At 76.7% G+C, this 5,587-nt stretch carries 7 protein-coding genes; 3 read left to right on the top strand and 4 right to left on the bottom strand.

Annotation, left to right across the window (positions count from 1 at the left end; translation table 11 throughout):
• On the top strand, window positions 1-219 hold a 219-nt coding region (locus NWP09_RS11335; protein ID WP_258275619.1), incomplete at its 5' end, for a hypothetical protein.
• A 7-nt stretch (window positions 220-226) separates the two neighbouring features.
• Here NWP09_RS11335 and NWP09_RS11330 read toward each other — a convergent pair.
• Both NWP09_RS11330 and NWP09_RS11325 read right to left on the bottom strand, forming a co-directional pair.
• Complete coding sequence (locus tag NWP09_RS11330; RefSeq protein ID WP_258275618.1) at window positions 227-1,915, bottom strand: thiamine pyrophosphate-binding protein; 1,689 nt, start codon at window positions 1,913-1,915, stop codon at window positions 227-229.
• 134 nt (window positions 1,916-2,049) lie between these two features.
• A complete protein-coding gene (locus NWP09_RS11325; RefSeq protein ID WP_258275617.1) occupies window positions 2,050-3,219 on the bottom strand; it encodes an ATP-binding protein in 1,170 nt (389 codons plus the stop codon).
• A gap of 76 nt (window positions 3,220-3,295) precedes the next feature.
• Here NWP09_RS11325 and NWP09_RS11320 point away from each other — a divergent pair, with 76 nt between their 5' ends.
• Window positions 3,296-3,997, top strand: coding sequence for a lysoplasmalogenase family protein (locus NWP09_RS11320; protein WP_258275616.1), 702 nt, complete (start codon window positions 3,296-3,298; stop codon window positions 3,995-3,997).
• 6 nt (window positions 3,998-4,003) lie between these two features.
• On the opposite strand, the gene NWP09_RS11315 is transcribed toward NWP09_RS11320, so the two are convergent.
• Window positions 4,004-4,900, bottom strand: a complete 897-nt coding sequence (locus NWP09_RS11315; RefSeq protein WP_258275615.1) for a LysR family transcriptional regulator — start codon at window positions 4,898-4,900, stop codon at window positions 4,004-4,006.
• A 2-nt stretch (window positions 4,901-4,902) separates the two neighbouring features.
• Between NWP09_RS11315 and NWP09_RS11310 the strand changes: the two genes are divergently transcribed.
• Window positions 4,903-5,244 (top strand): GNAT family N-acetyltransferase, encoded by a 342-nt coding sequence (locus tag NWP09_RS11310; protein WP_369010423.1) that lies wholly within the window; start codon window positions 4,903-4,905, stop codon window positions 5,242-5,244.
• Here the strand turns inward: NWP09_RS11310 and NWP09_RS11305 are convergent.
• On the bottom strand, window positions 5,241-5,587 hold a 347-nt coding region (locus tag NWP09_RS11305), incomplete at its 5' end, for an HPr family phosphocarrier protein (protein ID WP_258275613.1). The genes NWP09_RS11310 and NWP09_RS11305 overlap by 4 nt on opposite strands.

The following is a 5,587-nucleotide window of genomic DNA, read 5'->3' as shown; positions in this document are numbered from 1 at the left end:
ACCCTCGAGCTCGCCGTGATCCCGGGCGACGACCGCGAGCAGCTCGACACGCTCGTGGCGTCGGGCCGCCTCGCCGAGCTCGACGGCCGGGTGCTGCCGGACGCGCCGCTCTGGCGCGTGACGGTCGAGACCCGCTGCGACGTGACCGTCGCCGAGCCGCTCCTGCCCGACGAGGTGCTCGCGCTCTTCCGGCGCCTGCTCGAGCTCGACGAGCGCTGAGCCGCCGCTACCCCGCGGCGCGGGTCGCCGCCTCGACGACCTCGAGCATGTAGGGCGCGACGACCCGGCGGCTCACGCGGCAGTCGGCGACGAACACGCCGTCGTCTCCGCGCTCGAGCCACGCGCGGAGGTGCTCGAGGTCGTGGAGCGTCTCGATCACGGCGCCCTCCGCGCCCAGGCCGCGCGCGACGGCGGCGAAGTCGACCTCGTCGATGAGCATCGGCGCCTCCGCGACCCCGCGCACGGCGTACTGGTGCACCTCGGCGCCGTAGGCCGCGTCGTTCACGAGCACGACCACGCCGTGCCGCACGGTGCGCACGACGGAGTCGAGGTCGGCGAGGCCCATGAGGGCACCGCCGTCGCCCGAGACGAGCACGATCGTCGAGTCGGGGCGCGCGACGCCCGCCCCGACGGCGCTCGCGAGCCCGAGCCCGATCGTCTGGAACGCGGTGCCGACGAGGAGCAGCCGCTCGGGGTCGGCGACCGAGAGGTGCGTCGGCGCCCAGCCGATGAAGTGGCCGCCGTCCGAGACGATCACGCGGTCGGCCGGCAGCAGCGCCTCGAGCGCGTGGAAGAGGCTGCGGGGGTCGAGGCGGCCGTCGGGGGCCGACGGCTCCCCGGGCGCGCGGTCGCGGTGCGCGCCGGTGACGTCGCCGTAGCCCACCGCGGCCCAGCCGTCGTCGCCGTGCCGCGCGACGGCCTCGCCGTCCACGAGCGCCACGAGCGCCTCGGCGACGAGCCGCGCGTCGCCGCGCACGTGCTCATCCACCCGTGGGTTCGTGGGGCCCTCGAGCACGTCGACCTGCACGACCCGGGCGTCGGGGGCGAACGCGTCGCCGAAGCGCATCTGGAACTGGTTGAGCCCGGCGCCCACGACGAGCACCGCGTCGGCCGCTCGGATGGCGGCGGCGGAGCGCTCGGACGCGAAGCCGCCCGCGGTGCCGAGGTGCCGGTGGTCGTCGGCGAAGATGCCGCTCGCGAGCACGCTCGACGCGGTGCGGGCACCGATCGCCGCCGCGAGCGAGCGCAGGGCATCGGCAGCCCCCGCGAGGTGCGCGCCGCGCCCTGCGAGGAGCAGCGGGCGGCGAGCCTCGACGAGCTGGCGCGCGACGAGCGCGAGCTGCTCGGCGTCGATGCCGAGGAACGGCTGGGCCGGCCGGTCGCCCGGCTCGGCAGCGGCCTCGGCCTGGGCCTCGAGGTGGGCGATGTCGTACGGGATGGCGAGCACGACGGGGCGGCGCTCGACGAGCGCCGTCTCAACCGCTCGGCGCGCGGCCGAGGCGGGGTCGGCGCGGCTGACGACGATCGTCGGCGCGCCGACCGCGGTGGCGATCGCGGCCTGGTCGACGTCCCACGGCCGAGGCCCCGCGGTCGGCCGGTCGCCGACGACGAGCACGAGCGGCACCCGGGCCTGCGCCGCCTCGGCGAGCGGCGTGATCGCGTTGGTGTAGCCGGGGCCGTACGTCGTGGTCGCGACCGCGAGCCGCCCGCTCGCGCGGTGGTGCGCGTCCGCGGCGGCGACGGTCGCGGCCTCGTGGCGCACCGTCACGACGGCCATCGCGCCGCGGCGCACGACGGCGTCGAGGAACCACGCGTTGCCGTTGCCCATGAGGGCGAAGACGGCGGATGCGTGGCGCTCGAGCTCGGCCGCGACGGCGGCGGCGACGGAGGCGGTGGGGTGGGCGGCAGCGGGCATGGGCGAGCTCCAGGGGCAGGAGGCTCGGCGGCACGCACGGAGCCTCATCGTCAAGGATCCATGTGTGTCGCGCGCGGTGCGCGTGGTCGCCTTTGTCGTGACCGGCGCCGGTGCGGCGCCTGACGCGCTCGATGCTAGCCGGTCGCCGGCGCGTCGCGGAACGTCTGCCGCGCTGCCGTGGGGAGGCCGAGCTGCGCGTCGTGCGGGTGCGCGCGGAGGTGCTCGCGCATGAGCGGGATCGCGAAGTCGACGATCCCGCGCTCGGGCGCCACGACGATGCCCGCGTCGAGCAGCCGCGACCGCTGCCTGCCGGCGTTGCCGGTCGACGTCGCCATGCGCTGGGCGACCGCAGAGGTCGACGAGGGGCCGTCGTCCTCGGCCATCGCGAGCAGGTAGTCGCGGTCGCGGCCCGAGAGGCCGCGGAGCGCGGGGACGATGACGCTCTCCCCCATCGCCGCGTAGGCGACCTCGACGGCGTGCTGCACGGCATCCGTCGTGATCTCCGCGACGGTCGGCGCGTACTCCCACGCCCGCGCCCCGATCGACTGCACGAGGAACGGGTACCCCTCGCTCGCGCGCGCCGCGCGCTCGAGCGCCGCCTCGCCGATCGAGCGGCCGCGCTCGCGGATCGGCTCGGCGAGCGCGCGCCGCGTCTCGGCGAGCGTGAGGGTGTCGAGCCGCACCTGCTGCGCACGGCGGAAGAACGTGAGCCCGTCGGCGTCGAGCGCCGCCGCGATCGACGCCGGCACCCCGGCCGCGACGATCGCGATGCGGCGATCCTCGCGGAGCAGGTGCTGCACCGCGATCGCGATGCGGCGAAGCTCGCCGAGCGACTCGCGGGCCACCTCGTCGAGCGAGACGAGCACGCCCGCGCCGCGCTGCTCGGCGAGCTCGACGAGGCGCGCGAGCATGCTCTCGAGCCGCGGCTCCCGCGGGTAGTGCTCGACGACCTGGGTGCTCGCGCCGCCGATCGACGGCACCGTGAGCCCCACGAGGTCGCGCGAGCGCGCCTCGGGATCCTGCTCCTGCAGCGTCGCGGGCAGCCGGTCGCGCTCGAGCGTCTCGACGAGGCCCGCGTGCAGGGTGCCGTGCACGACCGTCCAGTCGCGCTCGAGCGCCGCGTCCTCGACGGCGTTCAGCAGCACCGTCTTGCCGACGCCGCGCATGCCGGTGACGAGCGCGGCGCGGAAGGGCGACCACGCGCCGAGCGCGAACACCTCGCGCCACTCGTCGAGCAGCGCGTCGCGGCCCGCGAGCGTCGGCGGCGAGATGCCGAAGCCGGGCCGGAACGGGTTGTCGTGCACCCGCCCACTCTCGCACCGCCCGCCGACACGCGCCGAGCGCCGCGCCCGGCGGCCCCGCTCGTGATTGCATGGCGGCATGCCGTCGCTCCCCCGACCGCTGCGCGCAGGCCTGTGGGTCTCGGGCGCGGTGCTGGCCGTCAACGTGCTCGCGGCCGTGCTGCTCGACGCCGAGATCGGCGACGAGGGCGTCCTCACCATCGTGCGCGGCGTGACGATGTGGGGGCTCGTGCCGCCGATCGCGGTCGCGCTCGTCGCGCTCGGCGCGCTGCGGCACGCCGTCGGCGTCTGGCACGTGGTCGCCGTGGTCCTCTGCTGGCTGGGCGACGGCATCGGCTCGGCGACGGGCGAGCTGCTCGTGCTGCTCGGGCTCTTCTTCGTCGCCGACCTCGCCTTCCTCGCGGCGCTGTGGCCGACGCGCCGCCGCTCGCTCGCGTGGGGGTGGGCCGCGGTCGGCTACGGCGTCGTGGCGATCATCTCGGGCGGCGTCATCGCCGCGCACGCGGGACCGCTCGCGGCGGCGGTCGTGCTCTTCGCGCTGCTGCTCGCGGCGGTCGCGGCGCTCGCCGCGGTCGACACCGCGGGGCTCCTCGGGGGCCTGCTGCTCATGGCGTGCGTGCTCGTGCTCGGCATCGGCGTGTTCGTCATCGAGATGCCGGATGCGCTGCGCGCGCTCGCGGTGCTCGTCCCGTACGTCGCGGGGCAGGCGCTGCTCGCGGTGAGCCTGCAGCAGCGGCTGGGCCTCGGCGCTCCCGCGACGGAGGCCGCGCGGGCCGCGTGAGGCGGCTCAGGCGCGACGCTCGGCCCAGAGCCGCTGCATCGCCTCGAGCACGGTGAGGACCGCGGGCACGCGCTCGGCGCCGTGCCGGTGCCGGAGCGAGACGGTGCGGCCCGAGCCGTCGGCGAGCGGCGCGACGACGACGTCGTCGCGCGTCAGCACCCGCAGGGCCATGTCGGGCAGCAGCGTGACCGAGCCCGTCGCGGCGACGAACGACTGCGCGGCGACGAAGTCGTCGGTCTCGAACTGGATGCGCGGCGCGAAGCCGGCCTCGGTCGCGAGCGACTCGAGGTGCGAGCGGCACCGCTCGCACCCGCCCACCCAGTCGGCGCCGGCGAGTGCGGCGAGCTCGACGGGCGCGCCGGTGGCGAGCTCGTGCTCGGCGGGCAGCACGATGCACGAGGGGTCGGCGCCGAGCTCGATGCGCGCGAGCTGCACGTCGTCGTGGAGCTCGTCGTACTCGAACGCGACCGCGACGTCGGCGTCGCCCGCGAGCACCGCCTCGATGGCCTCGGGCGGCTCGAGCTCGATCACGCGGGCAGTGAGCCCCGGCACGGCGAGCCGCGCGGCCGCGATCGCGCGGGGCACGAAGTCGGCGAGCGCCGAGGGGAACGCGGCGATCGTCACGCTCCCGGCTCCCTCGGCGAGCGACGCGAGCTCCGCCTCGGCCGAGCCCAGCAGCCCGGCGATGCCGTCGGCATGCCGCAGCAGCCGCTCCCCCGCCTCCGTGAGCGTCACGCCGGTCGACGAGCGCAGCAGCAGCGCCTGCCCGACCTCCTCCTCCAGCAGCCGGATGTGCTGGCTGACGGCGGGCTGCGTCCACCCGAGCGCGCGCGCGCCGCCGGACACGGAGCCCTCGCGCGCGACCGTGCGGAAGATCAGGATGCGACGCGGATCGAGCTGCATGGATCCAGCATGCCGCACGAGCCGCACACGAGACGTCCAGCGCCTCCGGCTACCGTTGCCCCATGAGCGAGCAGATCGAGATCGTCGACGACCCGCAGGCGCAGCGCTTCGAGGCGCGCATCGACGGCGCGCTCGCCGGCTTCGCCGACTACCGCGACGGCGACGGCGTGCGCTCCTTCCCCCACACCGAGGTCGACCCCGCGTTCGGCGGGCGCGGCGTCGGCTCGCAGCTCGTCGACCAGGCGCTGCGCGCCACGATCGCCGAGGGCCTGCGGATCCGCCCGCAGTGCTCGTTCGTGGTCGCGCGCGCGGCCGCGGACGAGTTCGCGGCGCACCGCGCCTAGGCGTCGCCGAAGCCGCCCTCCGCGAGCTCGCGGATCGCGTCGATCGCCTCGCGCGCCTGCGGTCCGGTCGCGGCGAACGTCGCCGTCGCGCCTCGGTCGAGCCCCAGCGAGAGCACCCGCAGCAGGCTCGCCGCGTCGACGCCGTTCACCGTCACCTCGGCGTCGAAGCCCGCGGCGGTGCGCGTGAGCAGCGCGGCCGGCCGCGCGTGCAGCCCGTGCTGGTTGCGGAGCTCGACCTCGAGGACCGCCGCGCCGTCCTCCGGCACCGGCGCCCCGTGCCCGCCCTGCGCTGCGGCGGTCGCGCCGCCCCGCTCTCCGCGCCCGGCCTCCGGCGCAGCGGACC

Source organism: Agrococcus sp. HG114, assembly GCF_024723325.1.
In the GTDB taxonomy this organism is placed as follows: domain Bacteria; phylum Actinomycetota; class Actinomycetes; order Actinomycetales; family Microbacteriaceae; genus Agrococcus.
The sequence above is the reverse complement of the archived record's forward strand: the minus strand, read 5'-3'. Positions and strand labels throughout refer to the sequence as shown.